Below are 26,383 nucleotides of genomic sequence, written 5' to 3'. Positions count from 1 at the left end.
GGCGGGTCAAGACGAACAAGAGCAAACCCGCGCCATCAAGGCATCGATACTCTGGCGAAGGAACATTTCATGAACAACAAGACCCTCAGTTGCGCGCTGGCCATCGCACTGTCCACGGGCTTCAACCCCAGCATCTTTGCTGCTCAGACAACTGCCGTACCGGCCGCGATTGAGCATTTCGATAAAAAGGGCAAACCGCCCTCGACCTACACCGTCGAATTTCAGAAAGGTGTGCGCAACACCCTTCCTTTTGCAGACAAGCGCGATTTTGAAGAAGCCAGAAAAGGCTTCATCGCAGCGCCGGCCTACAACAAGATCATGGCCGATGCGGGGAACGTCGCCTGGAACATGGGCAGCTATGATTTCCTGCTCGAGGGCAAGGACTTCGACACGGTCAATCCTTCGTTGCAGCGCCAGGCCGTGCTCAACATGGCCTATGGTCTGTACGAAGTGGTTCCGGACAGGATCTACCAGATCCGCGGCTTTGACCTGGCCAATATCACGTTCATCAAGGGCGACACCGGCTGGATCGTTTTCGACACCCTGACCTCGAAGGAAACCGCCAGGGCGGCGCTGGATTTCATCAATGAAAAACTGGGTAAGCGCCCGGTCGTGGCCGTGGTGATTTCTCACTCCCATGCGGACCACTTTGGCGGTGTCCGTGGCGTAGTCGAGGAAGCGGACGTGCGCAGCGGCAAGGTTGCGCTGATCGCCCCCGTGGGCTTCATGGAGCATGCGGTCGCTGAAAACGTATACGCTGGCAATGCCATGAATCGACGCGCGTTCTTTCAATACGGCCTGTTGTTGCCACGCAGTCCCTACGGTCATGTCGACATGGCCATCGGCAAAAACGCCGCCTCCGGCAACATCGGCTTGATCGAACCTAATCGATACATCGAAAAGGATTTCGAAAGCGTGACCATCGACGGGGTGCAAATGGAGTTCCAGAACACTCCTGGCACTGAAGCGCCGTCGGAAATGAATACCTGGTTCCCGCAATTCAAGGCGTTCTGGGCGGCCGAGAACGTCACCGGCACCATTCACAACATCTACACCCTGCGCGGTGCCCTGGTGCGCGATCCGCTGGTGTGGTCGAAGAACATCAACAACGCCCTGTATCGCTACGGCCAGCAGGCGGATGTGATGCTTGCCGCGCACAATTGGCCGCGCTGGGGCAATGAACGAATCCAGGAAGTGATGCGCGCGCAACGCGATGCCTATGCCAACCTGAACAACGCTGTCCTGCATGCGGCGAACCAGGGCGTCACCATCAACGAGATCCACAATGTCTACACGTTGCCCGAGAGCCTGAAGAACACTTGGGCGACGCATAGCTATCACGGCTCGGAAGAACACAACAGCCGCGCGGTAATCAACCGCTACCTGGGTTATTGGGATGCCAACCCGGCCACGCTGATGCCGCTGTCACCGAAGGATTCGGCACCGCTGTACGTTGAAATGATGGGCGGGGCTGCAAAGATCATGGCCAAGGGCAAAGCCTTGTACGATCAAGGCAAATACCGTGAAGCCTATGAGATTCTCAATAAGCTGGTGTACGCCGAACCGCAAAACACCCAGGCCAAGGACCTGCTGGCGGACGTCTATGAGCAGGTGGGCTATCAGAAGGAAAGTGCCGGCGTGCGCAACAGCTTCCTCGCGGCGGCCTATGAGTTGCGCAACGGCATGCCCAAGGGCCGGGCGCCAAGATCCGGCGGGCCGGACTTTATCCGCGCCATGAGCACGGAGTTGTGGCTCGAATATCTCGGCATCAGCCTGGATGGCAGCAAGGTTGCGGACTTGCATTTCGTCCTGAACCTCAAGACCCCGGACAACGGCGAACAATTCGTGGTGGAGCTGAGCAATTCAACGCTGACCAGCATCAAGGGCCAGCAGGCAAAAAACCCCGACCTGACCCTCACCCTCGATCGCTCGGCACTCGAAGGCGTGATGGCCAGGCAGACCAGCTTCGATCAGCTCGTCGCGGACGGCAAGGCAACCTTTGAAGGCGATCGCAAACCGTTCGCCCAGCTGATGGCCGCCATGACCCCGTTCACCCCGGACTTTGAACTGCTGCCGGGGACGAAGCAGTAACGGCGATGGCGCGGTAGACCATTAGCCTGGCGCGTCTGTGGCTTGGACGCGCCAGTTCAACACCCGCTGCTTGGAAAGCTCTCGCCGCCGTGAGCTTCCCCTTGACCCCTGTCGTCATCAAGGAAGAGCGTAGAGATTGAAAAACATTCGGGAGGTATCACTGACGCCTCCCAGGTGTTTGTCATATTGGCGCTCAATCTCACCACTGCGATACATCTCGCTTAGCGCGCTATCAACTAACAGTCGGAAGTTTTCATCATCCCGATCGACCATCATCGAGGTCGTTGAGTACTCAAAGATGCGATCAAGCAGTACGAGATTTCCGCTGACGTATTTGTCGGTGAGCTCATGTTTGAGCATTGTACGTTCAGCGAAGAAAACATCTGCCTTGCCATCGGCAACACGCTTGAGACCCGCGGCCGCGTCTTGCACCGTGACCAGTGTGGCGACCACGCCCAATGACCGTATCTGTTGATTGATCCACTGTTCGGTGACGCCGCCGGCGATCGTGGCATACGTCATGTTGGCCAATGCGCGATTGACGTCTGTGCGCCAGGTTGGGCCGGTTTTGACCACGTCGCCTTTCAGCACCTTGAGTAGCGCATTAGGCGCCTTTTTGTTGACCACGGCCGATAGGCCGGCCGTGTAGACAGGAATGGAGTAGCTGACTGTTTTTCGACGTTCCAGTGTTGCCGGCGTCGGGGTGCAGAGAATGTCGACTTTTCCAGTGCTGACGGCGCTGGTTTCTTCGCCCAATCCAACGGGCTGATAACGAACTTGTAGTGAAGGCAGGTTCAACTCGGTTTTCAGTGCGTTGAAGATGCCCTGACAGAGATCGATCGCATATCCGCTGGCCTTGTCACCGTCCTGGGTACTGAACGGTGCGAAGTCAGGCACATACCCCAACACTACCGAGTGAGTGTTGCGCACCCGTTCCAGCGTGTCGGCTCCCGCGACTGCGGATACCAGGGAAAGCAGGCAGACAAGAAGCAGATAGGCGGCTTTCATCGGTTGAGCGCTCATTCCTCTTTCTCCCGTCACGTGTTTGTCCTGATCGGCAAAGATCCATCCTTCAGATGTCTTCGGGTGAAATCACCCACACGCTGCAGGGCATCTTGTACAGCAGCTGTTCCACAGTGCTGCCAACCAAACGCTCCATGGCACCGTGGCCGACGCGCCCCATGACAATCACATCAGTGTCATAGGCCCCGACATAGCTGGAAAGCACCTTGGCCGGATTGCCCATGATCATGTGCTGGCGCTCCGGTCCAATACCGTTGCGCTGCGAAAGCTCGCGGAACGCTTCAGCTTGCGCATCGAAAAGGGTTTTGGCTTTGCTCGAAGAAAAAAATGCCGAACCATTACTGAAGCCAAATTCATCTGCGCTGATGGATGAAAGATCGTGGGCGTAGACCACGTCGAGCTCGGCGTTGCAAATGGCGGCCAGTTTTGACGCCTCGCGCAAAATCCTGTCGTTGAAATCTGCATACTGGTCATCACGATGAAAAGGGTCGACTGCAGCGACGATTTTGCGCGGCAAAGCATGGTGCATATGACTGACAAAATGCAGCGGCACCTTGCATTCACGCAACAGGTGGATATCCAACGGGGTAAACATCAGGCGTGACAGCAGGGATTCATGTTCGAGTGCCTTGATCAATACGGCCATCGGCTGTTCCTTGAGATGGATGAGGATTTCCTGCAAGGGCCTCTGCACCCAGACCACTTCCGTGGTGACGTGAACGCCAATTTTGCGCAGCGGTCTAGCCTGGTCTTCAAGCCATTGGCGATGGCGCTCGACATAACCCAGCCGCATCTGTTCCAGCGCCTGTTCGTTGACCATTCCAGCCGTAGCCAGCCCTTCGAGGTAATCGAACGCTACGATGTGCAGTGCCGCGTCCGAGGCCTTGGCCAATGCGGCGGCACGGTCGAAGGCAGGGCTGTTTTCCATCAACGGTGAAACGATCAGCATGAAACGTGATTGATCAGACATGACGGATCTCCCTTAGGTAATCGCGCGTTGGCTTACCCCGATAACCGGGGCCTTGGGCAGTTGAACCTTGCAGTCATGGTGCTTGCGACCGGAACGGTGGACTTGATCTTTGTCAAATGAGGAGGGGGACGGACGCCATCGCTCGACGTGCGGTTGCCCAAAGCCGCGTCCAGTGAAGAATTAGTTGACCATTATCAATCCTTCTTCTGTCACGGCGGTGCAGTCTTTGGATTGCGTGCCGGTGCCGGACGCCGTTGCCAATTTGTGCCCGATTGCGCACGGGGTGATTCTCGTTGTCGGATGGAGGTATTTATGTTCATTGAGATCACGGAGAAACCCGCCAGCCATCGCTGGGGTGTGTGCATTGATGCTCTGGAAGTGAATTTCAATAGCCTGGCGCAAGCGCAGGCATTCGTTGATCAGCTCAAGGCACGTATCGAAGCACCCCATGTCTGGCCGAATGCTCGAGACTCGGCAGCCCGTGCCAGCCGAATACCGCAGGCTCGCACCGATCTCGTGTAGTCAGAAGGGCGTGGGCCAGCACGGGGCCGGGCTTGGTGCAGGTGACAACCCAATGAATGAAACTTTCGGGATGGCGGGTGCCGCTGCTGCGCTGGGGATTGGCATGCTCATCGGCCTTGAGCGCGAACGGCACAAAGGACAGGAGGAGAACCGTGCGTGTGCCGGTTTGCGCACTTACGCGATCACTGCATTGCTGGGTTATGTGGCGATGCAGCTCGGTGGCAACCTGCTGATAAGCATCGTCGCGATCATCCTCGGCGTGCTCTTCACCGTAGCGTACTGGCGCAGCGTTGGCGACGATCCCGGTGTGACCAGTGAAGTGGCCCTGCTCAGTGTCCTGATACTGGGTGGGCTGTGTGGCGCCTGGCCGACGCTGGCGATTGCGATTGGCGTGGCCATCGCGGGACTGTTGGCCTATCGACAGAAATTGCACTACTTCGCCCGCAGTCAGTTGACCGATGCCGAGCTGGGGGACGGCCTGATCCTGCTGACCGCTGCGCTGGTCGTGCTGCCCTTGGCGCCGGATCGTTTTATCGGCCCCTATGCTGCCATCAATTTGCGTACTATTTGCACACTGACCGTGTTGCTGATGGCAGTGGGGGCGATCGGGCATGTTGCAGTGCGTACCCTGGGTATCCGTTACGGTTACCCCATCAGCGCCATTGCCTCCGGGTTTGCCTCCAGCGCCGTGACGATCGCCGCCATGGGCCATCTTGTCGCCCGGCAGCCCGACGACATAAAGCTGCTGAGCGCGGCCGCGATCCTGTCCAACATGGCCACCGTTACCCAGGTCGGCCTGATCCTGGGGGCGGTCGACACCGGTCTGCTGCGCCATATGTGGGGGCCCCTGATCGGCGGTGCTGTCGCGGCAGCGTTATATGGCTTGTGCCTGATGCTCCCCAAGCCGACGGCCGGCGCCAACCAGCCGATCAAGGTCGGAGGTGCGTTCAACCTCAAGCTGGCCCTGATCGTCACGTTGACCATGACCGGCATCACCTTTGTTTCATCCATGATGCTTAGCCATTTTGGCCAGCTGGGGGTCATGCTCACCGCCACGATCTCAGGTTTTGCCGATGCGCATTCCTCGACGGCGTCGATTGCCACGTTGGCCAAGTCCGGCCGTTTACCGTTCGACGCTATTGTCGGGCCTCTGTTGATAGCGATCAGCAGCAACTCAGTCAGCAAATGCGTGGTGGCGTGGGTCAGCGGCGGACGTCGTTTCGCCGCCTACGTGATTCCGGGCCAGGTGTTGCTGACACTGGCAATGTGGGCGGGGATGAGCCTGAACTGACGGACATCGTGCGTATCACTGACAAATATCAAGGGCGCGCAACAGCAATCGATCAATCTGAGCATCTACTACCGGATTGAAATGGCCGCGCGCCGAGGTGCCCCATGTCGCAGACCCAACGTTTACTCCTGATCGCCCCTTCAGCCATGAAGCATACCCCGGCTTTCGACCGGGCCGCGGCGTTGGCGCAGGCGATGCATTTGCCGTTGCACATCGTGGCGTTCGACTACTCACAGGCGTTGGCGGTCGCCGGGTTGTTTGCCCCGGAACAATTCAGCCTGGCCCGGGACGGCTATCTGCAAACTCATCGGCAATGGCTCGCGGATCAGGCCGGATTGATGAGCAAGCATGGCGTCGAGGTCACCAGCGAGGTGGTGTGGGTACAGGATCCTTATGCAGAGATCCTCAACTTTATCAACGAGATGCCACTGACGCTGATCATCAAGGACGCCCAGGAAGAATCGGCGCTCAAGCGCGTGTTTTTCACGCCGCTGGATTGGCAACTGCTGCGTGATTGCCCGGTGCCGGTGCATCTGGTGACCACCCCGCTGAATCCGCGGCCGCGTCATGTGCTGGCCATCATCGATGTAATGCGCGATGAGGATCAGGACCGCGTGTTCAACGACCACATTATCGACGCAGCGGCGAAACTGGCCGCGATCTGCGATGCCGATCTTGACCTGCTGCATGTGTATGACTGGACGGTTGTATATGCCCAGGACATGGGCTTTGGCGCATTGCAACTGGCTAACGGGGTGTATGAAATGTTGGGAACGGCTCAGCAGGAGGCGTTTGCGGCCATCGCGGAACGCCATGGCGTGCCGGTGCAGCATCGTTTCTTCAGGGAAGGCGCGCCGGTGCCGAGTATCTGTGAGTTTGCCGCCGAACACCGCACCGATGTCATTGTCATGGGCACGGTGCAGCACAAGGGTTTGAGCAAGTTGCTGGGCACCACGGCCGAGCACCTGCTGCATCAGGCACCGTGCAGCGTATGGGCGATCAAGCCGCGACAAATGCTGCAATCCTGACGAGGGGAACGCCCCGCGATGCGCCGTTGGCCGACGCATCGCGGGGCGACTTTTCTACAGGTGAAGACGATGGATGACCTGGCGGCTGTCGTCGGGATCACACTGTCTCTCGAAGCCAAGTGCCTTGGCCAGGTCGCGCATGGGCGCATTACTGGCGGCGTCCACGGAATACATCTGGCGAAAGCCGTTGCGACGGGCGGCCTCGATCAAGTGCCCCATCAGCAATGTGCCCAGGCCCAGGTGCGTCCACAGATCGGCCACCGTGACGGCGCATTCACATTCATGTTCCCCGGTGGCCGCATAACGACTGATGCCAACCTCGACCAGTTGCCCGTTATCGTGGACCAGGGCGATATAGGCCACGCGCTGTTTGTTGTCGGTGTCCATCAATTGGTTGAGCATCGTCGTGCCAGGCTCGTTGATCTGTGCGAGAAAACGCATGTGCCTGGATTCGGGAGACAGCCGCTTGATGAAGTCATATTCACGGTCGCGGTCCTGTTCCGTCAGCGGCCGGATCAACACGTGGCGGCCGTCCCTGAGTGCTTCAATCCAGTATTGGCCATCGACGGCGGCATAGGCGGCTGCAGCCCGATCATTGTGGTCTTTGACAGTGAGCATGGGGTATTCCTCCAGTGCAGTTTCAAGGACGTGCGGGCGGCAAAAAATCCGCGCTCGAGTTCTTTTTACCCTGCTGTCCAGGTTGGAATTTGATCTGGATCAGAGACAGGCGTCAGTGCGTGCGGGTTGATTTACATCAAGCACGCGAGCGCGATCAGGGCGCAGTGTTGAAGCATGCCGGCGAGTGATGACCGGGATCGAATGGAGGTGTGTGATGAGTCAATATCAACGGTTGCTGCTGATCGTCGATCAAAACCTGCAACGCTCTCCCGCCGAACAGCGTGCCGTCGCGCTGGCCAAGGCCGCCGGCGCCGTCCTGGATGTAAGGGTGTTTGCCGAACCGGTGCCGGTGGTTCATTTGTGGGCCGAGAAAGTCGACGACACAGAGCATCAACGCTATATGCGTCGCTACCGCCGCTGGGAGGCCGAAGAGCTCGATCGGCTCAACGATATGGGGCTGGATGTGACAGTCAAAGCCGTCTTCACCACCCATCCGTTGCTGGACATACTGAAAACGGTCGAGGATTTGCAGCCCGACCTGCTGATCAAGGATGTCAGCCTTGAACCGATGCTCAAGCGAGTATTCATCACGCCACTCGATTGCCACTTGTTGCGCGAGTGCCCGGTCCCCGTGCACTTGGTCAACCATGTCCGCTACAGCTTGCCGCATCGAATCGTGGCAGCCGTGGACCCCTTCGATCCGGCGACACAAATCAGCGGCTTGAATGACACCATCATCCAGACCGCCAATGCCCTGGCCTTGCAATGCGATGCGCCGTTGCACCTGCTGTACGCCTATGACCTGTCACCCCTCTTCAACAGCGATGCGCCACTGGCCGGGGGAGGGTGGGGCGTGGACGTGATCGAGGAGCTGCGTCAGTCCCTGCACCAGGCGTTCGTGACATTGGCGGAGCGCTACGGCGTGCCGCCGGAACGACGCCATTTCGTCATGGGGTTGCCGGTACCGGTGATCAGTGGGTTCGTCGAGGAGTATTTGGCTGACGTGGTGGTGATGGGCACTGTGCATCGGGTGGGGATCGACCGGCTGATCGGCAGCAATACCGAGCGGGCGCTGTACTCGGTGCCAGGGAGCATCCTGGCGGTGAGGCAGCGCGTCAGGGTATGAGTACGATTGCGCCGTTGAACTGCCCGCTCCGCAACCGTTCCAGCGCCTGATTGGCATCCTCCAGGGCAAAACGGGTGACGTCAGAGTGAACAGGCGTGTGTTGCAGGGCTTCGAAAAACGCTGTGCCATCTTCACGGGTCAGGTTGGCGACCGATCGAACGCTGCGCTCGCCCCACAACAGTCGATAGGGAAAGGCGGGAATGTCACTCATATGGATGCCGGCGCAAATCACGCAGCCTCCCTTGACGGTGACCGCCAGTGCCAGTGGCACCAAGGCACCGACCGGGGCGAAAATCAGGCTGGCATCGAGCAGATGCGGCGGAGGTTGATCCGAGGGCCCGGCCCATTCGGCACCCAGCGACCGGGCATAAGCCTGGCCTTCGCTGTCGTCTGGACGGGTGAAGGCATACACCTTCTGTTTACGTCCACGGGCGATCTGAATGGCCAGGTGTGCCGCCGCGCCAAAACCATAGAGGCCCAGATGGTGGGCGCCTCGGGCCATTTGCAGGGCCCGAAAGCCAATCAGCCCGGCGCAAAGCAGCGGTGCGGCCTGGGTGTCGGAAAGTGTTTCAGGAATCGGGAAGCAAAAACGTGCATCGGCTACGGTGTACTCGGCATACCCTCCGTCCAGATGGCAGCCGGTAAACCGGGCCTTGTCGCAGAGGTTTTCCCGTCCCGAACGGCAGAACATGCAGTGCCCGCAGGTCCAACCGAGCCAGGGCACGCCTACCCGCCGGCCGATCCATTCGGCAGCGACGTCGGCACCGACGGCCGTGACTTCGCCGACAATTTCATGCCCCGGCACGCGTGGCAGCCGCGCTTGGGGCAATTCGCCATCCACCAGGTGCAGATCTGTGCGGCACACGCCGCACGCCAGGACCTTGATCAGCAGCTGCTGTGAGTCGGGCGTGGGAATGGGGCGATCTTGCAATTGCAGTGACTGGCCGGGGCGATGCAGGACCATGGCACGCATGAACACACTCCAGGCGGCAGGTTCACCTCAGGTGACGATGACAGCCCACTATCAGTTGCTTGAGGCCATCCATGTCCTGAATGTTGACGTCGCGGCCGGTTATTTCCACCAGACCTTGGTCACGCAGGTGAGCGATGCCCCGACAGACGGTTTCAAGGCGCAGGCCCAGATAAGAGCCGATTTCCTCCCGGCGCATTTTCAGCACGAAGTTGCGCGACGAATAACCACGGGAGTTCAAGCGTTGCGACATATTCAGCAAAAAAGCGGCCAACCGTTCATCCGAGTTCATGTTGCCCAGCATCATCATCATGTCGTGATCACGCACGATTTCCCGGCTGAGTATTTTGTTCAGGTTGTGCTGCAATGAAGGCAACTCTCGGGCAAGTTTTTCCAGGTGGGCAAAATGAATGGGGCAGACCTCGCTGTCCTCCAGGGCAACCGCATCGCAGGTATGCTGATCTGTGCTGATGGCGTCCAGGCCGAGCATTTCACCTGGAATCTGAAACCCGGTGACCTGCTCGCGACCGTCGATGGAAAGCACGCTGGTCTTGAATGAACCCAATCGCACGGCATACAGCGAACGCAATGGGTCGCCTGCGCGGTAGAGTGCCGAACCTTTCTTGACCTTCAGCCGTTGAATGATCAGCGTGTCCAGGCGCTCGATTTCCGCACCGGTCAAGCCTAACGGCAGACACAGTTCCAATACGCTGCAACTGGAGCACGCCGTTTTGAGATGTTGATCGCGATACGATCGAGTTTCAGTCACGTGGAAGCCCTCGATATCAGCCTATTGAGCATAGTGTCTATTGCCGCTGGGCGTTGAGAATGGACGCCCGGAACTGAGTGATCAGACGAATGGACCCTGATCCGGCTTTGTTACAAAAAAGTATCAGAGCAGTGGAAACTTGAGGTAAATCAAGTCTGAACGCTTGCAGACCCACAGAATCAACCTATTGATCGGTGTACGGGATACGGCTGGAGAATTGCGATGAGCGACTTTCTGAGTACCGAGCAACTGGAAGGGCTGGATGCCTACTGGCGGGCGTCCAATTACCTGGCGGTCGGGCAGATTTATCTCAAGGACAACCCGTTGCTGAAGGAACCCCTGGCACTGGCACACATCAAGCCACGGTTATTGGGCCATTGGGGCACGACGCCGGGCTTGAACCTGATCTACACGCACCTCAACCGGTTGATCAACCAGCACGACCTGAACATCTTGTTCATCGCCGGTCCCGGCCATGGCGGGCCGGCGGTGGTGGCGCAGACTTATCTGGAAGGCACTTTTACCGAGTGCTATCCCTCGGTAGAGCGCAACAGCAATGGCCTGATCCGTCTGTTTCGGCAGTTTTCCTGGCCGTATGGCATTTCCAGCCATGTGTCGGCGCAAATTCCAGGGTCGATTCATGAGGGCGGCGAACTGGGATATAGCCTGGCCCATGCCTACGGTGCGGCGTTCGATAACCCCGACTTGATCGTCGCTTGCGTGATCGGTGATGGCGAGGCCGAAACGGGGACGCTGGCGGCCAGTTGGCACTCCAACAAGTTCCTCAACCCCGCGCGTGACGGCGCGGTGCTGCCAATCCTGCATCTGAACGGCTACAAAATCGCCAACCCCACGGTGCTCTCCAGAATCAGCGAGGACGAGCTGTCGGCGCTGATGTATGGCTATGGCTACGATCCCTATTTTGTCGAAGGCGATGACCCCATGGCGGTGCATCAGGCGCTGGCCAGGACACTGGACACGATTACGCTCAAGATTGCCGAGATTCAGCGCGTTGCGCGCCAGCATCCGCAGGATGAGCCATCGGAGCGCCAACTCTGGCCAATGCTGGTACTGCGCACGCCCAAGGGCTGGACCGGGCCGAAGTTTGTCGACGGTCATCGGGTCGAGGGGACTTGGCGGGCGCATCAGGTCCCGCTGGCCGATTTCCGCCAGGCGCTGCACCTGCGCCAGCTGGAGGAATGGCTCAACAGTTACCGGCCTGATGAATTGTTCGATGCCAACGGCACCTTGCTCCCCGAACTAGCCGCCCTGGCGCCCACCGGACAGCGGCGCATGAGCGCCAATCCCCATGCCAATGGCGGCCTGTTGTTGCGACCCTTGAACCTGCCGCGTTTTACCGACTATGCGGTGAAGTTTGACGCCCCCGGCACCCTGCGGGCCGAAGCGACACGGGTCATGGGCACCTACCTGCGCGACGTCATGAAAAACAACCTGGGCGCCAGCAACTTTCGGTTGTTTGGCCCGGATGAAACCGCCTCGAACCGACTCGATGCGGTCTATGACGTCAGCGCCAAGGCGTGGATGGACCCGCTGGAGCTTGAGGACCTCAATCTGGCGGCCGATGGCCGTGTGATGGAAATTCTCAGTGAACAAGTGTGCGAGGGTTGGCTCGAAGGGTATCTGCTGACGGGACGCCATGGATTGCTGTCCTGTTACGAGGCCTTTATCCACATCGTCGATTCGATGGTCAACCAGCATGCCAAATGGTTGAAAACCGCCGCCGAGGTGCCATGGCGTAAACCGATCGCCTCGCTGAATTTTCTGCTGACGTCCCATGTCTGGCGCCAGGACCATAATGGGTTCTCCCACCAGGACCCGGGCTTCATCGATCTGGTGGCGAACAAAAAGTCGGACGTGGTGCGCATCTACCTGCCGCCCGACGCCAATTGCCTGCTCTCGGTGGCTGACCACTGCCTCAAGAGCCGCGACTACATCAACGTCATCGTCGCCGGTAAACAACCGGAATGGCAGTGGCTGGAAATCGACGCGGCCCTGCGCCATTGCCAGGCGGGTATCGGCCGATGGGACTGGGCCTGCCACGAGGACGACGACCCGGACGTCGTGATGGCCTGCGCCGGCGACGTGCCAACCCTGGAAACCCTGGCCGCAGTGACTTTGTTGCGCGAGTACGTACCGGATTTGCGGGTGAGGGTGATCAATGTCGTCGACTTGATGGTGCTTCAGCCTTCCTTCCAGCATCCCCATGGTTTACCGGACACGGCATTCAACGAACTGTTTACCGTCGACAAACCGGTCATCTTCGCCTTCCATGGCTATCCCGCGCTGATTCACCGGTTGATTTACAAGCGCACCAATCATGAGAATTTTCATGTGCGGGGCTTCATTGAGGAGGGCGCGACCACGACGCCGTTCGACATGGCAGTGCTCAACAACCTTGATCGTTTTCGGCTGGCGCTGGACGTCATCGAGCGGGTGCCCCGGTTGCACGATCAGTTGCAGGACGCGCGCTCACGCTATTGGTCGATCCTGGAAAAACACAAGCTCTACCTCATTGAGCATGGACAGGACATGCCCGAAATCCTCAACTGGCAATGGACACCGAGAGTAACCAACTGACTGGAGGTCGGCGACAAAACCATTACTTGCGCTTCCAGTACTTCTGCATTTCAAGGAACAGAAAGGATGCGGTCCACGTGATCAGCACCAACCCGGTCAGGGCCTGCAAGCCGGTCAAATACTTGAGGTTGCCCACCGGTGAAATATCGCCGAAGCCGATCGTCGTGTAGGTCGTGAAGGAAAAGTAAACGCAGTCCATCAGCGAACCGTCGAAGTTGCCCGTCAGGCCGCCCCATTGGCCGGAGTGCACCATCAGGTAATAAACCAGCGCGAAGCACCAGACCTCTACCGCATGGGCCAACAGGGCGCCAAATACCCCGACGACAATTCTGAAGCGGCTCCACAGCTTGAGCCGAGGCAGCCAATCGTTCAAGCGCAACAGACATTCGTAATGGATCACTACGACGATGATGACCACCAGCGTATTGATCAGCGTGACTGCCAGCATGGATGACTCCGTTTTTACGGGGTATTTAAGAAGAATCTGGACCACGCTGTACAGGTATGAGCGCTGGAAAGTCTTCGGGCGACAAGGTTTCCTTCTCAAGCAACAGATGGGCACCGGTGTCCAGATCGGCTCGACGACTTTCGAGCAACGCCTTGGCTCGTCCATAGGCTTCATCGAGCAGGGCGCGAATACCCAGGTCGACTTCCCTGGCAGTCTGTTCCGAATAGTCTTTATCACCCAGCGCCGGCATGCGTTCACCCAGGTACGTGGTGTTTTGTCGCTCCAGCACGGACTGACCGAGCTCGGCGCTCATGCCAAACCGGGTGATCAATTGTCGGGCGATATCTGTTGCGTGGGCCAGGTCATCGGCAGCTCCAGTGGAAATCTGGCCATAGGCGAGGTATTCGGCAGCGCGCCCGGCCATCAGGACAACGATCCGGTCCTTGAGCATCTGGCAACTGATCAGGAAGTGATCTTCGGTTGGACGCTGCAGGGTATACCCCAGCGAGCCAATCGCGCGAGGCACGATGGACACTTTGTGCACCGGATCCATGGCCGGAAGACTGCTGGCAGCCAGGGCATGCCCCATCTCATGATACGCCACCACCTGGCGTTCCTCGGGGCGCAGCACACTGCTCTTGCGTTCAATCCCTGCAACGATGCGTTCCACGGCGGCCGTAAAGTCGTCGAGTCCGACCGCTTGCGCTCCACGACGGGTGGCGACGATGGCGGCCTCGTTGACCAGATTGGCAAGGTCAGCACCGGTAAAGCCGGTGGTGAGGTCGGCAATCTGTTCGGCATTGATCGCGGGTTCCACAGTGATTTTTTGCAGATGGACCTTGAGGATGGCCTGGCGGCCTTTTCGGTCGGGGCGATCGATCAGCACCTGCCGATCGATCCGTCCAGCCCGCAGCAGTGCCGGGTCGAGAATCTCTGGCCGGTTAGTCGCGGCCAGCAGCACGACGCCCTCACGGGGATCGAACCCGTCCAGTTCTGACAGTAATTGATTAAGGGTCTGCTCTTTTTCGTCATTGCCGCCAAACGCACCGACGCCGCGCATTTTGCCCAGTGCATCCAGTTCGTCGATGAAGATGATGCAAGGTGCCGCCTGGCGCGCCTGTTCGAACAGGTCATGCACTCGGGCGGCGCCTACGCCCACGAACATTTCGACAAACTCCGACCCCGATATCGAGAAAAAAGGCACGCCGGCTTCACCGGCGATGGCTTTGGCCACCAGGGTCTTGCCGGTTCCCGGAGGGCCGACCAACAAAGTGCCTTTGGGGATATGCGCCCCCAGGCGTGAGTATTTGGCTTTGTCCTTGAGGAAAGAGACGATTTCCACCAGTTCGGCCTTGGCCTCATCGATGCCGGCCACATCGGCAAAGGTCACGCCGGTCTCGCGCTGCACAAATACCTTGGCCCGGGACTTGCCGATGCTCATCAATCCTCCGACACCTTGCTTTTCCGCCAGCCCGCGAAACAGGAAATGCCAGATCACCATGATCAGGACAAAGGGCAGCAGCAAGCCCAGCAGGCCATTGAGCAACGTGTTTTCGTTGACCCCCGTGAATCCGACGCCCGAACGACCCAGTTCCGTTGCTAACGCCGGATCCACCCGCACCGTGGAAAACTGGTTGTGCCCGTTGATAGGCTCTTGCAGTTTGCCGCTGATCTGATCTTTCTCGACCCGTAGATCGCTGACCTTCTGCTCGTTGAGCAATTGCACAAATTGACTGTACGGAATGCTTTGCACGACATTGCGTTCGAAAAACAGAATTTGAACCAGGGTCAGCACGACAAACGCTATCGCGAAGTAGGACAGGTTCCATTGGTGATTCTTTTTCATGGACGTGGCTCTGCGTCGTGGCATCGACCAGGGACGAACGATGATGGCCGGTCAGTATTTTTTTTACGCCTGGGCGCAGGAAAATCGTTGAGGTAAATCAACTATCTCTCCATGAGCACGGGAAGGGCGTACGGCCAGCGATTTGTTTGACAAAAATCAGTGCTCCCAATGTGTACCGCCCGATACTTGGGTCACTGCATTTGCAGTGAACGTTTCAGGGAGAGGCACGTGATGCTCAAACTCAAACGCATTCTGTTGATAGCCCCCGGCGAAATGACCCTTACCCCGGCGTTTGAGCGTGCCTATGCACTGGCCTGCGCGACCGGTGCGTTTTTGCATATTGTCGCGTTCGATTATGTCCCGGCACTGGCGGTGGCGGGTCTGCTCGACCATGAGGCGATGGCCCAGGCGCGGGAAGGGTATCTGCAAGTGCATCGGCAGTGGCTGGAGCAGCAAGCCCGCTTCAAACGATGCATCGGCATGCAGGTGACCACCGAAGTAGTCTGGGCCAGATCGAGCCTGACGCACGTGCTTGAGTACGTGAATGACTTTCATCCGGATCTGGTGATCAAGGATACTCATTACGTGCCGGCACTCGACCGGGCCTTTCATCGAACTTTGGACTGGCACTTGCTGCGCGCATGTCCTGCGCACTTGCACCTGGTGACCAGTGCCGCGCACCCCAAGCCGTTGAAAATCCTCGCGGCAATCGATCTGTCCCATCTGGAAGAGCTGACGCAGGGCCTCAATGACCGAATACTCGATGTGGCGTCTACGTTAGCGGCAAGCTGTGGTGCAGCGCTGCACGTACTCAACGTCAGCCATTGGTCTGTAATAAGCGATGCACCATTGAGTGTGCCGATAGACAGTCTTGATGACAGTTTGAGGGACGCGATCGAAGATGCGCAGCAAGAAGCCTTCGAAGCGCTTGCTGAGCGCTATTGCATAAAAGAAACGTGCCGACACTCGCTGACCGGTATCCCCCACAAGGTCATCGTGCTTTTCGCGCAGCAGAATGCATTCGACGTGGTGGTGTTGGGCACCGTTTATCACTACGGCAAAGACCCGTTCATTGGCAGTACTGCTGAACGTGTATTGAACAGGGCCCCGTGCAGTTTGATGATCGTCAAGCCATCACCCCCACCGGACTGAAAAGGGCGCTGTCGCTCACAGTTGATAAAAATCAACTTGCCTGGGTGCAAAAGGCGCGATCAATAGCGCTCCCCTGCAAGCGCAAGGAAACGGCCATGCGAATCACATTTCTGGGTGCCGCGGGCACGGTCACGGGCAGCAAGTACTTACTGGAACATCGTAACCAACATGTGTTGATCGATTGCGGTCTGTTCCAGGGCTACAAGCAACTGCGATTACACAACCGCGACCCGTTCCAGCTTCCGGTCAACGACCTCGACGCCATTGTGTTGACCCATGCCCATCTTGACCACAGCGGCTATCTGCCCGTACTGGTGCGCAATGGTTATCGCGGCCCGGTCTATGCCACGCCAGCGACCTGTGAGCTGGTGAAAATCCTGCTGCTGGACAGTGGCCGGTTGCAGGAAGAAGAGGCTGAGTTCGCCAACCGGCATGGCTTTTCAAAGCACAGCCCGGCATTGGCGCTTTACACCGAGCAAGATGCTGAGCATGCACTGAAGTTGTTACGGCCGGTGGAGCTGAACCACAGTGTCCAGATTGTCCCGGACATGACCATTGAGCTGCGGGGCGCCGGGCACATTCTGGGGGCAGCGACGGTGGAAGTGATTGCCGATGGCCAGACCTTGGTGTTTTCAGGGGATTTGGGCAGACCTGACGATCCTTTGATGTTCGCTGCGCAAACCGTCGAACAGGCGGATTACCTGCTGGTGGAGTCGACTTACGGCGACCGTAGACATCCAGACGAATCGCCGCAACAGCAATTGGCTGAGGTCATCAACCGTACCGCGTTGCGCCGGGGTATTACGCTGGTGCCATCGTTCGCGGTGGGACGCGCCCAATTGCTGATGTACCACCTTTATCAATTGAAACGCCAACGTGCGATTCCTGATATTCCCATCTACCTGAACAGCCCGATGGCCACCGACGTCACGGGCCTGTACCAGCGGTTTCGCAGCGAGCACAGATTATCCCTGGAGGACTGCGAGGGTATGTGCCATGTGGCGCAATTCGTCCGCACGGTCGAGGATTCGAGAGCGCTTGATCAGCAACGCACCCCGGCGGTCATTATCGCCGCCAGCGGCATGGCGACCGGCGGGCGCGTTGTCCACCACCTCAAGGCGCTGGCTCCCAATCCGCTTAACACGCTGTTGATGCCGGGCTTTCAGGCCGGTGGCACTCGGGGGGCACAAATTGTAGCGGGCTCTCGAACGGTGCGTATCCATGGCAAGGAGGTGCCGATAAACGCTGAGGTGGTGCCGATGCAAACGCTGTCGGCGCATGCTGACGCCGATGAAATCATGCAGTGGTTGCGTGGCTTCAAGCGCCCGCCCAAGCACACATTTGTGGTGCATGGCGAGCCAAACGCATCGGATGCGCTGCGCCGCCGTATCAGCCTGGAACTTGGGTGGTCGGTGTCGGTGCCGGAGTATCGCGATAGCGTCGACCTCACACCCGGAGTCGAATCATGAGCCAGTATCGACGGTTGTTACTCATCATCCACCTTGCCTTGGGTCATTCTCCGGCCATCACCCATGCTGCGGCATTGGCCCGGGCCAGTGGCGCAAGGTTGCATATCGCGGCCCTGGTTCCATCGTTGAAATTGTTGTCGCTGCTCGAAGATAGCGACCGGGAAAAGGCCCGGCAACGTTACCTGCAGGACCATCGCGATTGGCTGAAGGATCAGGAAAAACTACTGCGCGGCAAAGGAATCGACGTGACCAGCGAGGTGGCCTGGGCTGATGAAATGAAGCAAGGCATTCTGGATTACGTCGCAGAATTACAGCCCGACCTGTTGATCAAGGAAATCCAACATGAATCCGTGCTCAAACGCGCGCTCTTCAACTCGCTGGACTGGCGCCTGCTGCACCAGTGTCCAGTACCGGTTTATCTGGTAGGCGGGGCCGGTCACGCCTTGCCCCGCAAGGTGGTGGCGGCAGTGGACGTGTCGGCTGGCGAATCCGGGCACAGCGAACTCAATGGCCGCATCATTCAACAGGCCTCCAGCCTGGCCATCCAGTGTGATGCCGAATTGCACCTGCTCTATGCCCATGAAATGTCAGAGGACTACCTGGAAGAGTTGAGCGATAGCTTGAAGCTGTCAGCGTTGAGTAAAGGGGTGCGCAAAGCGTTGGAAAAGTCGTTTCTTGCATTCGCCAGGCAATACGGTGTGCCCGCCGACCGCCGGCATTTCGTCTTGGGTCACCCCGTCACGGCACTCAGTGAATTCGCCAGCCAGAATCATGTGGATGTGATTGTGATGGGCAGAGCCCAGTACCAAGGCCTGGAGCACCCTCTGGGCAGTACGACCGAACATATCCTGTATCAAGTGCCCTGCAGCGTACTGGCGGTTTGAAGTCGTCTCGGGGTTCCGCTCGCCTGGTGGGGCGGGCAAATGCTCAGGCAGGATCAAAAGCAGCATTTTCCGCCAGCAAGGCGGCGGTCAGGGCCGTGCTGTCGAGTATCTGCAGGTGACGCGTGGCACAGTCAGGCGGCAGGCGAAACGGCGGCACGGAGTCAGCGATCGCAATGTGTTCAAAAAGAGGCCGGTCGAACAGCCGACTGCCTGCGGTAAACAAACCATGGGTAGCGGCTGCGAACAGTCGGGCGGCACCCGCCGTTTGGCAGGCGAGGCCGGCATGCGTCAGCGTTTCACCCGTGCTGATCAGGTCGTCGAAAACAATGGCTGTCTTGCCTGAGACTTCACCGATCAACAGAGTGCCCGTCAGCGTGGCGTGATCGCGGTGCTTTTCCATCAGGGCACTGCCAACCGGACGCCCCAGTTGCCGTTCCAGGGCTTGTCGAAACTGCTCGGCGCGCTTGCTACCCCCTGAGTCGGGGGAAACCGCAACCACTTCAGCGTCGCCGACCAGCCCGGCGAAATGCCCGGCGAACAATTCGGTGCACTGCAGGTTCCTGGTTGGAATGCGGAAGGCGTTGTCAAACGCTGCCGGATTGTGCACGTCCAGGGCGATCAGTCGATCCACGCCACTGGCTTCAATAAGGGCGGCTACATAACGCGTTATGGTCGGGTCCTGAGGCTGGTTGCGGCGATCCTTGCGCCCGTAGCACAAGTAGGGCGTCACCACTTGCACATGACGAGCGTCGGCATCCTTGAGCGCACCGCAGAAGAACAGCAAGCGACACAGCTTATCGTTTGCGCTCTGTTGGCCATCCCCATACAAGGAATGGAACACCACGACGTCACGACCGCCAACCGGATCCAGCGGGCGGCATTTATGTTCGCCGTCTTCGTAGTCACGCTCTTCGTGGCGTGCCAGTTGGCAACCAAGCCGTTGAGCGACGCGGCCGGCGTAGATTTCAGTGCCTTTGAGGGCAAAAAGAAGCGGGGGCAGGGTCAGCATGCAGCGGCTCCTTGGAGGCGGGATAGGAAATGCGCCTTACCTGAAACTTCGAAAAGAAAGCGCATGTACCGTGACCTCGGAGGCAACCGCCGGATGAAGGTGTATTCACGCTCAGCTTACGCCAATCCTGATGCACTGGCGTACAAGGGTCGTGGTCAAGCGACCGAAGAACAACCCCCCGGCCGGTTTCCCGGCAGGGGGGCAGCTACGCGGTCAATCGGCCTTGATCGGCACGACCTTGTCGGCCTTCATGGCTTCGGGCTTTTTCGGCAACGAGATGCTCAGCACGCCTTTGCTGAAACTCGCTTCGATCTTCTCGGCATCGACCCCTTTGGGCAGGCTGAACGTGCGCTCGAAGGAACCATAGTGACGTTCGCTAAGATGATAGCCCTTACTTTTCTCTTCCTTGTCCTCTTTCTTTTCCCCCTTGATGATCAGGTTGCCGTTGGACAGTTTGAGCTCGATGTTCTTTTGATCCATGCCGGGGAGTTCGGCAGTGATTTCGAAGCTCTTGTCTTTCTCGGTGATGTCCACGGCAGGCAGGCCATGGCCGCTCAGTTCGCGCCGCCAGAAGGGTTCGACATCAAACAACCCACGGCTGAAGGGCGATAGCCCAGAACCGCGATTGAACTCGTCGAACAGGTGATCGACCTGTTGCCGCAGTTTTTCCAGGGGCCGCCAAATGTCTGAGGTCGCTGGATGCTGGCTTGATTTGTCTTCGGTCTGGATCGGCATTTTTTTCACGGAATTGCTCATTTTTCACGACTCCTCTTGGTTAAAGGGCAGGCTCAAAACAGTCCGTACACCCGTCCGCCCTGAAAAAATCAACCCGGCGCTGACCTTCCAAAGCCAGCGTCATTCACCCCATGCGATGGTGCGAACGCTGACTCTAATGTCCATGGGAATGCCCAAAAGTCGCTTGATATAAATCAGAAAGAGGGCAAAAACTGTTCGCTCCGATGCCGCTGTCATCTCGTCACTGGCCAAGGCCTCTGCCCATCAACCAGATCGGACGCGATAGACAATCGAGACCTAAGCTTTACCTCAATGGGCCACGGGCGTTTTTGCTTCGACAACGTGAATCGCCCTTCGAGGAAAACACCTCCATGTTCAGTAAATGGCTGGATCCCGCGCTGCTCCTGCTCAGCGCCCTGACGCTGGTGGCGGGGGGTGTTGCGCACCTTTGGCAAAGACCGGACTGGGCGTCGATGTGCTGGGCCGCAGGAAGCGTGGTGATGGCCTTGGTACTGTTGGTCGAGATCGTCAGGCGTCTGGCCCGGCACGAGGCCGGTGTAGACATGATCGCGTTGCTGTCGATCACCGCCGCCCTGGCCTTTGCGCAGACACTGGTGGCAGCGGTGATTGCCTTGATGCTCGCAAGCGGACGTACCCTGGAGTTTTTTACCAGCCAACGCGCCGAACGCGAGCTTCGTGCCCTCATCGACCGGGCGCCACGTTTTGCCTGGTTGCAGGAGGCGGGCGGGTTGCGCGAGATCCCCGTAGAACAGATCCAGCCCAATCAAACATTGCTGGTGCGCCTGGGGGAGGTGGTACCGGTCGACGGGCGCCTGCTGAGCCCCACCGCCGAACTGGATGAATCGGCACTCAGCGGCGAATCGTTGCCCGTCACTCGTCGAGAAGGCGAGCAACTGCCCAGTGGTGTTTCCAATGTCGGTGCACCTCTCCTGCTGAGCGCCACGCGAACGGCCGCACAGAGCACCTATGCCGGGATCGTTCGGCTGGCCGAGGAGGCGCGACGTTCACGCGCGCCATTCGTGCGCTTGGCCGACCGTTATGCGTTGTTCTTCATCCCGTTGACCTTGCTGATTGCCGCAGCGGCCTGGCAACTGAGTAGCGATCCCTTGCGAGCGCTGGCGGTATTGGTGGTGGCCACGCCGTGCCCGTTGATACTGGCGGTACCGATTTCGATCATGTCAGGTATTTCGAGGGCGGCGCGGCGCGGAATACTGATCAAGGACGGCGCGACCCTGGAGGCGTTGGCCGGTGTCAAACAGGTGTTTCTCGACAAGACCGGAACACTGACCAGCGGCCATGCCCGTCTGCAATCAATCGAGGTCAATGGACTTGCCGACCCCTTGCGTTTGCTTGGCCTGGCCGCTTCGCTGGCGCAGGCCTCGACGCACCCCATCTGCCAGGCCATTGTCGACGCCGCGCACCAGCGTCAATTGCCTCTGAGCATCCCCCGACAGGTGGATGAGAGTCCGGGCGCCGGCCTTTGCGGGGTGGTCGATGGCAGGCGGGTGCGTTTCGGCACGTTGTCTTTTGCTCATGCCGATGCACCTGCGTCCGACTGGGGCGCAGCCATGTTGCGCCATATGGATTACCTGGCGTGCAGTGGAAGCTTTATTGACGTGGATGGAGAACTTGCCGGCCTGCTGGTGTTTTCGGACAACGTGCGTCGAGAAACACCGCAAACCCTGCGCCGCCTGCGCGCCCGGGGCATAGAGAGGATCGTCATGCTCACTGGCGATCGCCTGGAAACCGCCGAAATGGTTGCGCTGTCCGCCGGGATTGACGAGCTGCGAGCAGGGCTGATCCCCGAGGACAAAGTGCGAGCGGTGCAGGAAGGGTGTTTGCGCGCCAGTACCTTGATGGTCGGCGATGGCATCAATGATGCCCCCGCGTTGGCGGCGGCCAACGTCGGCGTGGCCATGGGGGCCAGTGGTGCCACGGCTTCTGCACAAGCCGCGGGTGTGGTGCTGCTGGTAGACCGTCTCGATCGTCTGGTGGAGGCATTGGACATTGCCCGCCAAACCCGTCACATCGCCCGCCAGGGTGTGCTGGTCGGCATGGGCATGTCGTTGCTGGCCATGGTGGTGGCGGCCCTGGGTTATCTGCCGCCGCTTATCGGTGCCGTTGTGCAAGAGGGCATCGATGTGGCGATCATCATCAACGCCTTGCGTGCATTGGGGCCGCTACGCGGGGTGCGCCAACAAAGGCTGGCAGCGCAACAGATCGATCACCTGCAGGACGAGCACAAGGCATTGTCTTCAGTACTGAGCGACCTGCATCAACTGGCCATTGATTTTGCCCGGCGTCCATTGGCACAAGCACAGTCGGATTTGCAGGCGCTGGTCAACAAGCTGCAAACAACCCTGGCACGCCATGAACGTGAAGACGAAAACACACTGTATCCGCAACTGACGCAAAGCATGCCGGGCGAGGATCCCATGTCAGCCATGAGCCACGCACACCGGGAGATTTTTCGCCTGATCCATCTGCTGGCGCGCATGAGCCGTGACTTCTGTGCCGCCCCCGAAACGGCATCGGCAGATGAGATTCAGCACCAGTTGATTCGGCTGGATACGCTTGTGCGAATGCATTTTGATCAGGAAGAAGAGCTGTTTCGCTATCTGGATTGGCGCTGAATCAACGTCTGGGCAGGATGCGGGTCAACGTGTTGTCACCCACCCAGTAATGATGAATCAACCCGGTCGCCGCGTGCAGTCCGATCAACCAATAACCGGTGCTCCCAAGCAGTTCGTGCCAGTGCTTGAACTGCTTGGCCAATGACGGATCAACCGCTATTGGCGAGGGCAGGAAAAAACCGAAATAGGGCATCGGTTTGCCTTCTGCCGATAGCAGCAGCCAGGCCAATAGGGGGGTGGCGATCATCAGTATGTACAGCATCGAATGCATCAAGTGTGACATGCCGGTTTGCCAGGCGGGCAAGGCCGGTGCGATAGGCGGGCGCGGCGCAAGACGGCGTGCGAGCAGACGAACCCAGACGAGGGCGAAGATGCTCAGGCCGAACACTCCATGCAGCCCCAGAAACAAACTCCTCAAATGGCCACCGCGCGGCATCAGCCCCTTGATTTCGATACAAGCGTAGACACCGACAAACAACAGCAGCATTAGCCAGTGCAGGGTGATCGACAGTTGTCCGTAGTGCTGTGGCGTTGAGTGGCGTGTCATGGTGGCCTCGACAGATGGATGCTTCGAAAGAGCAAGTACCCTGCCTGCCAAGCCTTAAGGCAATCTGAAGAAGCAATGGCCCAATCTGTTCAAAAAAAGGCGTTGCCTTTTTCCTCTATTGCCTCAAGCGTCGGATTAACCACTGCTGTGGCTTCGAAACCAGCTTCTGAATGAAAAAGGTAAATACGAAAATGCGTCGCGGTGTCATTTTCATAATCTTTGGCAATCAGTTTTTTTACTTACCGACTGCTGTCGGTGCGATCTTTTTCGCCTGGGGCAAATACTTCAATTACCAGCGGATGAACTACGCTCCAAAAACAACACTGCAGATCGAAGAAACAGTGTGCAAGGTCGATACGACCCGAAGGCTGATGGATACCACTGTCCATTCTGCGGGATCCGGCATCCCTGATCGCCAGCACCCGGTGTACGCTCCGTGAGAATCAAACAGCCGCTGCCAGCTCTCCTGTTACTCGCCTTGCTATCGGGTGGCTGCACGACACTCGATGTCCCTCACGAACCCAGTCAGGCGTTGCCTGCGAGGGATTCGGCATTCGGTCGTTCTATTCAGGCCCAGGTAGCCCCTCATCAGGGCCAATCGGGCTTTCGCTTGCTATCCGATAGTGCAGAGGCTTTCACAGCCCGCGCCGAGCTGATCCGTAACGCTCAAAGCAGCCTCGACTTGCAGTATTACATCGTCCACGACGGTATCACTACGCGGATACTGGTGAGCGAGCTGCTCGACGCCGCCGACCGGGGAGTCCGCGTGCGGATTCTGCTCGATGACACGACCAGCGATGACTTGGAACGAATCATTGCGACGCTGGCTGCCCACCCGCAGATTCAGGTCCGCGTGTTCAATCCACTGCATTTGGGCCGCAGCACTGTCGTGACGCGAACAATGGGCCGGCTGTTGAACCTGTCGCAGCAACACCGGCGCATGCACAATAAATTGTGGGTGGTGGACAACAGCGTGGCAATCGTCGGAGGGCGCAATTTGGGGGACGAGTATTTCGATGCCGAGCCCAACAAGAATTTCACCGACATCGACATGCTCAGTGTCGGCCCGGTTGCAGAACAGTTGGGTCATAGTTTTGACCAGTACTGGAACAGTGCCCTGAGCAAGCCGATCGAGCAGTTTCTCTCGACCCGGCCAACAACCAGGGACCTGAAAAATACCCGGACCCGACTGGACGAATCCCTCGAGGAAACGCGTAAACAGAATCCTGCTCTGTACCAGCAGTTGATGACCTACACCACTCACCCGCGCCTGCCTGTCTGGCGCCGCGAGCTGATCTGGGCCTGGAACCAGGCGATGTGGGATGCACCGAGTAAGGTTTTGTCGAAGGGCGAACCCGCCCCGCACTTGCTGTTGACCACCCAGTTGGCACCTGAGCTTAACGGGGTCACCAAGGAGCTGATATTGGTTTCTGCCTACATGGTGCCCGGCCAACCGGGGTTGGTGTACTTGACCCGTCGCGCCGACGCTGGCGTGTCGATCAGCTTGCTGACTAATTCACTGGAAGCCACCGATGTGCCTGCCGCGCACGGTGGCTATGCCCCTTATCGCAAAACCTTGCTCAAGCATGGTGTGCAGTTGTTCGAATTACGCCGCCAGTCCGGCGACAATGGCGACAGCGACAACGGACCACACCTTTTTCACAACGGATCCTCCAATAGTTCCGATTCCAGCCTGCACAGCAAAGCGATGATTTTCGACCAGCAGAAAGCTTTCATCGGTTCGTACAACTTCGATTCGCGCTCATTATTGTGGAACACCGAAGTCGGGGTGTTGGTGGATAACCCGCAACTCGCCGGACGGGTGCGCGAACTGGCCCTGGAAGGCATGGCACCACCTCTCAGTTATCATGTCCTGCTGGAAAAGGCACAGCTGGTCTGGGTCACCGAGGATGACGGCAAACAACATACGTTGACCACTGAGCCGGGGGGGTGGTGGCGACGCTTCAGTTCGTGGCTCAGCAGCAATATCGGGCTGGAGAAAATGTTATAGCGAGAAAATACTGGAGGTCACTCCCTTCATTTTACTTTCGTGACCAGGATGAATCATGCGGATGTGGGTAGGTGGTACGGCGCGGCTTATCAGCCAATTGATGATGGCTGCGGGTATCAGCCTCGTCGCAATCGTCACGGGTGTGCAGGCTCAAGTCACACCTCAAACCAGTCGAGAGATAAAGGCCTTGCTGGATTTTGTCGAACGCAGTGAGTGTCAGTTTGTGCGCAATGGAAGCGAATACCCAGGTCCCCGCGCTCGGGCGCACCTGGAGAAGAAGCTGGATTACCTCGAAGGCAAGAACATGTTGAACAGTGCAGAAGACTTCATTGATCTTGCAGCCACTAAAAGCAGTATAAGTGGACGCAATTATGAGGTTCGATGTTCGCAAGGTGTAGAACCGGCAAGCATTTGGTTGAAGCGGGAACTACAGAGGCAACGGCAACTTCATTGAGTCGCAAAGGAATGCACAGGATCGCAGGATGGTAACCAGGACGGCGGTCATCTGATACGGTTTTTTATGTTGTATCTGAGTCTTTTTTTAGCGAGTCGCTGCTCTATAGAGTGCGCGTCCGACGCACTAGTGGACAGTGCTCGGCCGCCCACTGTTTCAGGCTCTCTG

General features: G+C 58.4%; 22 protein-coding genes and 1 pseudogene. 13 read left to right on the top strand and 10 right to left on the bottom strand.

Translation table 11 applies throughout. The features are described from left to right. Window positions 1-69 precede the first annotated feature (69 nt). The gene (locus QLG10_RS18690; protein ID WP_110754539.1) at window positions 70-2,091 is read left to right on the top strand and encodes an alkyl sulfatase dimerization domain-containing protein; all 2,022 of its coding nucleotides are present in this window, start codon (window positions 70-72) and stop codon (window positions 2,089-2,091) included. Window positions 2,092-2,208: 117 nt separating this feature from the next. On the opposite strand, the gene QLG10_RS18685 is transcribed toward QLG10_RS18690, so the two are convergent. Next, window positions 2,209-3,099 (bottom strand): amino acid ABC transporter substrate-binding protein, encoded by an 891-nt coding sequence (locus QLG10_RS18685; protein ID WP_248679319.1) that lies wholly within the window; start codon window positions 3,097-3,099, stop codon window positions 2,209-2,211. Window positions 3,100-3,163: 64 nt separating this feature from the next. Then, complete coding sequence (locus QLG10_RS18680; RefSeq protein WP_110754543.1) at window positions 3,164-4,084, bottom strand: universal stress protein; 921 nt, start codon at window positions 4,082-4,084, stop codon at window positions 3,164-3,166. Window positions 4,085-4,396: 312 nt separating this feature from the next. Here QLG10_RS18680 and QLG10_RS18675 point away from each other — a divergent pair, with 312 nt between their 5' ends. The 3 genes from QLG10_RS18675 to QLG10_RS18665 all read left to right on the top strand — a co-directional run bounded on the left by QLG10_RS18675 (window position 4,397) and on the right by QLG10_RS18665 (window position 6,925). Next, on the top strand, window positions 4,397-4,606 hold the full coding sequence (locus tag QLG10_RS18675) for a hypothetical protein (RefSeq protein WP_110754545.1): 210 nt from the start codon (window positions 4,397-4,399) through the stop codon (window positions 4,604-4,606). 52 nt (window positions 4,607-4,658) lie between these two features. Then, window positions 4,659-5,897 carry a DUF4010 domain-containing protein gene (locus QLG10_RS18670; RefSeq protein ID WP_248679305.1) on the top strand — a complete coding sequence of 413 codons (1,239 nt, stop codon included), beginning with the start codon at window positions 4,659-4,661 and terminating at the stop codon, window positions 5,895-5,897. Window positions 5,898-6,001: 104 nt separating this feature from the next. Next, window positions 6,002-6,925, top strand: a complete 924-nt coding sequence (locus tag QLG10_RS18665; protein WP_179054684.1) for a universal stress protein — start codon at window positions 6,002-6,004, stop codon at window positions 6,923-6,925. Window positions 6,926-6,979: 54 nt separating this feature from the next. On the opposite strand, the gene QLG10_RS18660 is transcribed toward QLG10_RS18665, so the two are convergent. Then, the gene (locus QLG10_RS18660) at window positions 6,980-7,543 is read right to left on the bottom strand and encodes a GNAT family N-acetyltransferase (RefSeq protein WP_282487805.1); all 564 of its coding nucleotides are present in this window, start codon (window positions 7,541-7,543) and stop codon (window positions 6,980-6,982) included. 214 nt (window positions 7,544-7,757) lie between these two features. On the opposite strand from QLG10_RS18660, the gene QLG10_RS18655 reads away from it, so the two are divergent. Further along, the gene (locus QLG10_RS18655; protein WP_110754552.1) at window positions 7,758-8,669 is read left to right on the top strand and encodes a universal stress protein; all 912 of its coding nucleotides are present in this window, start codon (window positions 7,758-7,760) and stop codon (window positions 8,667-8,669) included. On the opposite strand, the gene QLG10_RS18650 is transcribed toward QLG10_RS18655, so the two are convergent. Continuing rightward, a complete protein-coding gene (locus QLG10_RS18650; RefSeq protein WP_282487804.1) occupies window positions 8,659-9,642 on the bottom strand; it encodes a zinc-dependent alcohol dehydrogenase family protein in 984 nt (327 codons plus the stop codon). The genes QLG10_RS18655 and QLG10_RS18650 overlap by 11 nt on opposite strands. 22 nt (window positions 9,643-9,664) lie before the next feature. Further along, window positions 9,665-10,408 (bottom strand): fumarate/nitrate reduction transcriptional regulator Fnr, encoded by a 744-nt coding sequence (fnr, locus tag QLG10_RS18645; protein WP_110754557.1) that lies wholly within the window; start codon window positions 10,406-10,408, stop codon window positions 9,665-9,667. Between the two features lie 222 nt (window positions 10,409-10,630). On the opposite strand from fnr, the gene QLG10_RS18640 reads away from it, so the two are divergent. Further along, entirely contained in the window at window positions 10,631-13,006 is a 2,376-nt protein-coding gene (locus QLG10_RS18640; RefSeq protein ID WP_248679307.1) for a phosphoketolase family protein, read from the top strand. 22 nt (window positions 13,007-13,028) lie between these two features. Here QLG10_RS18640 and QLG10_RS18635 read toward each other — a convergent pair whose 3' ends face one another. Together QLG10_RS18635 and ftsH are read right to left on the bottom strand one after the other, a co-directional pair. Next, window positions 13,029-13,454 (bottom strand): potassium channel family protein, encoded by a 426-nt coding sequence (locus QLG10_RS18635; protein WP_248679308.1) that lies wholly within the window; start codon window positions 13,452-13,454, stop codon window positions 13,029-13,031. A gap of 25 nt (window positions 13,455-13,479) precedes the next feature. Then, window positions 13,480-15,300, bottom strand: coding sequence for an ATP-dependent zinc metalloprotease FtsH (gene ftsH / locus QLG10_RS18630; RefSeq protein ID WP_282487803.1), 1,821 nt, complete (start codon window positions 15,298-15,300; stop codon window positions 13,480-13,482). Between the two features lie 231 nt (window positions 15,301-15,531). Between ftsH and QLG10_RS18625 the strand changes: the two genes are divergently transcribed. From QLG10_RS18625 to QLG10_RS18615, 3 genes are all read left to right on the top strand, one after another. Beyond that, window positions 15,532-16,452 (top strand): universal stress protein, encoded by a 921-nt coding sequence (locus QLG10_RS18625; RefSeq protein WP_110754563.1) that lies wholly within the window; start codon window positions 15,532-15,534, stop codon window positions 16,450-16,452. A 95-nt stretch (window positions 16,453-16,547) separates the two neighbouring features. After that, the gene (locus QLG10_RS18620; RefSeq protein ID WP_020800308.1) at window positions 16,548-17,921 is read left to right on the top strand and encodes an MBL fold metallo-hydrolase; all 1,374 of its coding nucleotides are present in this window, start codon (window positions 16,548-16,550) and stop codon (window positions 17,919-17,921) included. Further along, complete coding sequence (locus QLG10_RS18615; RefSeq protein WP_110754566.1) at window positions 17,918-18,805, top strand: universal stress protein; 888 nt, start codon at window positions 17,918-17,920, stop codon at window positions 18,803-18,805. Before QLG10_RS18620 ends, QLG10_RS18615 begins: the two co-directional genes overlap by 4 nt. A gap of 43 nt (window positions 18,806-18,848) precedes the next feature. On the opposite strand, the gene prs is transcribed toward QLG10_RS18615, so the two are convergent. Together prs and QLG10_RS18605 are read right to left on the bottom strand one after the other, a co-directional pair. Beyond that, on the bottom strand, window positions 18,849-19,814 hold the full coding sequence (gene prs, locus QLG10_RS18610) for a ribose-phosphate diphosphokinase (RefSeq protein ID WP_110754568.1): 966 nt from the start codon (window positions 19,812-19,814) through the stop codon (window positions 18,849-18,851). Window positions 19,815-20,027: 213 nt separating this feature from the next. Continuing rightward, window positions 20,028-20,570 carry an Hsp20/alpha crystallin family protein gene (locus QLG10_RS18605; protein ID WP_110754569.1) on the bottom strand — a complete coding sequence of 181 codons (543 nt, stop codon included), beginning with the start codon at window positions 20,568-20,570 and terminating at the stop codon, window positions 20,028-20,030. A 350-nt stretch (window positions 20,571-20,920) separates the two neighbouring features. Between QLG10_RS18605 and QLG10_RS18600 the strand changes: the two genes are divergently transcribed. Further along, window positions 20,921-23,203: a heavy metal translocating P-type ATPase gene (locus QLG10_RS18600; RefSeq protein WP_282487802.1), complete on the top strand. Its 2,283-nt coding sequence runs from the start codon at window positions 20,921-20,923 to the stop codon at window positions 23,201-23,203. Between the two features lies 1 nt (window position 23,204). Here the strand turns inward: QLG10_RS18600 and QLG10_RS18595 are convergent, their stop codons facing one another. Next, on the bottom strand, window positions 23,205-23,750 hold the full coding sequence (locus QLG10_RS18595; RefSeq protein WP_188265013.1) for a cytochrome b: 546 nt from the start codon (window positions 23,748-23,750) through the stop codon (window positions 23,205-23,207). A gap of 248 nt (window positions 23,751-23,998) precedes the next feature. Between QLG10_RS18595 and QLG10_RS18590 the strand changes: the two are divergent. The 3 genes and pseudogenes from QLG10_RS18590 to QLG10_RS18580 all read left to right on the top strand — a co-directional run. Next, a pseudogene (locus QLG10_RS18590) lies at window positions 23,999-24,190 on the top strand (hypothetical protein); the annotation flags it as partial. Continuing rightward, complete coding sequence (locus tag QLG10_RS18585; protein WP_282487801.1) at window positions 24,187-25,761, top strand: phospholipase D family protein; 1,575 nt, start codon at window positions 24,187-24,189, stop codon at window positions 25,759-25,761. The pseudogene QLG10_RS18590 and the gene QLG10_RS18585, both read left to right, overlap by 4 nt. 55 nt (window positions 25,762-25,816) lie before the next feature. Then, on the top strand, window positions 25,817-26,215 hold the full coding sequence (locus QLG10_RS18580; RefSeq protein WP_110754577.1) for a DUF5329 domain-containing protein: 399 nt from the start codon (window positions 25,817-25,819) through the stop codon (window positions 26,213-26,215). Window positions 26,216-26,383 lie beyond the last annotated feature (168 nt).

Origin of the sequence: Pseudomonas sp. V98_8, assembly GCF_029967975.1 — a bacterium.
Classification (GTDB): domain Bacteria; phylum Pseudomonadota; class Gammaproteobacteria; order Pseudomonadales; family Pseudomonadaceae; genus Aquipseudomonas; species Aquipseudomonas umsongensis.
Note: the sequence above shows the minus strand (reverse complement) of the source record. Positions and strands in the feature narration are given on the sequence as shown.

Excerpts from the sequence above, each read along its gene's own strand:
- QLG10_RS18680 (WP_110754543.1), bottom strand. The coding sequence starts at position 4,084 with ATGTCTGATCAATCACGTTTCATGCTGATCGTTTCACCGTTGATGGAA.
- QLG10_RS18685 (WP_248679319.1), bottom strand. The coding sequence starts at position 3,099 with ATGAAAGCCGCCTATCTGCTTCTTGTCTGCCTGCTTTCCCTGGTATCC.
- QLG10_RS18690 (WP_110754539.1), top strand. The coding sequence starts at position 70 with ATGAACAACAAGACCCTCAGTTGCGCGCTGGCCATCGCACTGTCCACG.
- QLG10_RS18640 (WP_248679307.1), top strand. The coding sequence starts at position 10,631 with ATGAGCGACTTTCTGAGTACCGAGCAACTGGAAGGGCTGGATGCCTAC.
- QLG10_RS18650 (WP_282487804.1), bottom strand. The coding sequence starts at position 9,642 with ATGCGTGCCATGGTCCTGCATCGCCCCGGCCAGTCACTGCAATTGCAA.
- QLG10_RS18620 (WP_020800308.1), top strand. The coding sequence starts at position 16,548 with ATGCGAATCACATTTCTGGGTGCCGCGGGCACGGTCACGGGCAGCAAG.
- QLG10_RS18615 (WP_110754566.1), top strand. The coding sequence starts at position 17,918 with ATGAGCCAGTATCGACGGTTGTTACTCATCATCCACCTTGCCTTGGGT.
- QLG10_RS18670 (WP_248679305.1), top strand. The coding sequence starts at position 4,659 with ATGAATGAAACTTTCGGGATGGCGGGTGCCGCTGCTGCGCTGGGGATT.
- QLG10_RS18625 (WP_110754563.1), top strand. The coding sequence starts at position 15,532 with ATGCTCAAACTCAAACGCATTCTGTTGATAGCCCCCGGCGAAATGACC.
- QLG10_RS18600 (WP_282487802.1), top strand. The coding sequence starts at position 20,921 with ATGTTCAGTAAATGGCTGGATCCCGCGCTGCTCCTGCTCAGCGCCCTG.
- QLG10_RS18660 (WP_282487805.1), bottom strand. The coding sequence starts at position 7,543 with ATGCTCACTGTCAAAGACCACAATGATCGGGCTGCAGCCGCCTATGCC.
- QLG10_RS18665 (WP_179054684.1), top strand. The coding sequence starts at position 6,002 with ATGTCGCAGACCCAACGTTTACTCCTGATCGCCCCTTCAGCCATGAAG.
- QLG10_RS18595 (WP_188265013.1), bottom strand. The coding sequence starts at position 23,750 with ATGACACGCCACTCAACGCCACAGCACTACGGACAACTGTCGATCACC.
- prs (WP_110754568.1), bottom strand. The coding sequence starts at position 19,814 with ATGCTGACCCTGCCCCCGCTTCTTTTTGCCCTCAAAGGCACTGAAATC.
- QLG10_RS18605 (WP_110754569.1), bottom strand. The coding sequence starts at position 20,570 with ATGAGCAATTCCGTGAAAAAAATGCCGATCCAGACCGAAGACAAATCA.
- ftsH (WP_282487803.1), bottom strand. The coding sequence starts at position 15,300 with ATGAAAAAGAATCACCAATGGAACCTGTCCTACTTCGCGATAGCGTTT.
- QLG10_RS18580 (WP_110754577.1), top strand. The coding sequence starts at position 25,817 with ATGCGGATGTGGGTAGGTGGTACGGCGCGGCTTATCAGCCAATTGATG.
- QLG10_RS18635 (WP_248679308.1), bottom strand. The coding sequence starts at position 13,454 with ATGCTGGCAGTCACGCTGATCAATACGCTGGTGGTCATCATCGTCGTA.
- QLG10_RS18655 (WP_110754552.1), top strand. The coding sequence starts at position 7,758 with ATGAGTCAATATCAACGGTTGCTGCTGATCGTCGATCAAAACCTGCAA.
- QLG10_RS18675 (WP_110754545.1), top strand. The coding sequence starts at position 4,397 with ATGTTCATTGAGATCACGGAGAAACCCGCCAGCCATCGCTGGGGTGTG.